The 1,981-nt window shown below is 63.7% G+C and carries 2 protein-coding genes; both read left to right on the top strand.

Translation table 11 applies throughout. From position 1 onward, the window contains the following. Positions 1 to 43: 43 nt before the first annotated feature. The gene (locus EOD15_RS33560) at positions 44 to 1,057 is read left to right on the top strand and encodes an adenosine kinase (RefSeq protein WP_127409257.1); all 1,014 of its coding nucleotides are present in this window, start codon (positions 44 to 46) and stop codon (positions 1,055 to 1,057) included. A gap of 65 nt (positions 1,058 to 1,122) precedes the next feature. After that, positions 1,123 to 1,981 (top strand): L-threonine 3-dehydrogenase (gene tdh, locus EOD15_RS33555; RefSeq protein ID WP_127409256.1); only part of this gene is annotated, 859 nt, incomplete at its 3' end.

Here is a 1,981-nt window from a genome sequence, read left to right as displayed (position 1 = left end):
CCGGCGTGGCAAGAAGCCGGCTCGGGTTTTGGCGGAGATTTTGATGACGGATTATGACGTGCTTTGCATCGGCAATGCCATTGTCGACATCATCGCCCAGTGCGACGAGGAATTCCTCGAGACCAACGGCATCATCAAGGGCGCGATGAACCTCATCGACACACAACGCGCCGAACTGCTCTACAGCCGCATGGGCCCGGCGATCGAGGCCTCCGGCGGCAGCGCCGGCAACACGGCGGCCGGCGTCGCCAGCTTTGGCGGCCGCGCCGCCTTCTTCGGCAAGGTCTCCAACGATGCGCTGGGCGAAATCTACGCCCACGACATCCATGCGCAGGGCGTCGCCTTCGACACCACGCCGCTCAAGGGTGAGCCGCCGACGGCGCGCTCGATGATCTTCGTCACGCCCGACGGCGAGCGCTCGATGAACACCTATCTCGGCGCCTGCGTCGAGCTCGGACCGGAGGATGTCGAGGCCGACAAGGCGTCCGGCGCCAAGGTCACCTATTTCGAAGGCTATCTGTGGGACCCGCCGCGCGCCAAGGAGGCAATCCGCCAGACGGCGAAGCTGGCGCACGCGGCAGGCCGAGAAGTGTCGATGACACTGTCGGATTCGTTCTGCGTCGACCGCTACCGCGACGAATTCCTCGACCTGATGCGCTCGGGCACGGTCGACATCGTCTTTGCCAACAGCCACGAGATCAAGTCGCTCTACCAGACATCGTCGTTCGACGAGGCGCTGGCGCAGATCCGCAAGGATTGCCGGATCGCCGCCGTCACCCGCTCGGAAAAAGGCTCGGTGATCGTGCGCGGCGACGAGACCGTGGTGATCAAGGCGACCGCCATCAAGGAACTGGTCGACACGACGGGCGCCGGCGATCTCTATGCCGCCGGCTTCCTGCATGGCTACACGCAAGGCCGCGACCTGCAGACTTGCGGCGACCTTGGCTCACTGGCAGCCGGATTGGTGATCCAGCAGATCGGCCCCAGGCTCCGTCAGAATTTGCGCCGCGAGGCCGAGCAGGCGGGGCTGACCATTCCGGACGTTCAAACGAGTTAGTGGCCTACCTTCCCGTTGTGCAGGCTATCTCGCCAGAAGCGCAATCACGGAATAGGGAAATCCTGATGTCGAACATGATGAAGGCGCTTGTGAAGGCCAAGGCCGAACCGGGCATCTGGATGGAAGAGGTGCCGGTGCCGGAAATCGGCCCCAACGACGTGCTGATCAAGATCAAGAAGACGGCGATCTGCGGCACCGACGTGCACATCTACAATTGGGACCAGTGGGCGCAGAAGACGGTGCCGGTGCCGATGGTGACGGGCCATGAATTCGTCGGCACCGTTGCCGATTTCGGCGCAGCGGTCACCGAATACAAGGTCGGCCAGCGTGTATCGGGCGAAGGCCACATCGTCTGCGGCCATTGCCGCAACTGTCGCGCCGGGCGAGGGCATCTGTGCCGCAACACACTCGGCGTCGGCGTCAACCGTCCAGGCGCCTTCGGCGAGTATCTGGCGATCCCGCAGCACAATGTCGTGCCGATCCCCGACGATGTGCCCGATGAGATTGCCGCGATCTTCGATCCCTTGGGCAATGCCGTCCACACCGCATTGTCCTTCGATCTGGTCGGCGAGGACGTGCTGGTGACTGGCGCCGGGCCGATCGGCATCATGGGCGCGCTCGTCGCCCAATGCGTCGGCGCGCGCAAAGTGGTCATCACTGACATCAACCCGGTGCGGCTGGCGCTAGCCAAGAAACTCGGCGTCCAGCATGTCGTCGACGCCTCGAAGGAGAAGCTGCGCGACGTCATGCCGGTGCTCGGCATGACCGAGGGGTTCGACGTCGGGCTCGAAATGTCAGGCGCCGCCCCCGCTTTCCGCGACATGATCGACACCATGAACAATGGCGGCAAGATCGCCATTCTGGGCATCGCGCCGACCGGCTTCGAGATCGACTGGAACAAGGTCATCTTCAAGATGCTGCATC

Origin of the sequence: Mesorhizobium sp. M7A.T.Ca.US.000.02.2.1 (assembly GCF_003996995.1) — a bacterium.
Classification (GTDB): Bacteria; Pseudomonadota; Alphaproteobacteria; order Rhizobiales; family Rhizobiaceae; genus Mesorhizobium.
Note: the sequence above shows the minus strand (reverse complement) of the source record. Positions and strands in the feature narration are given on the sequence as shown.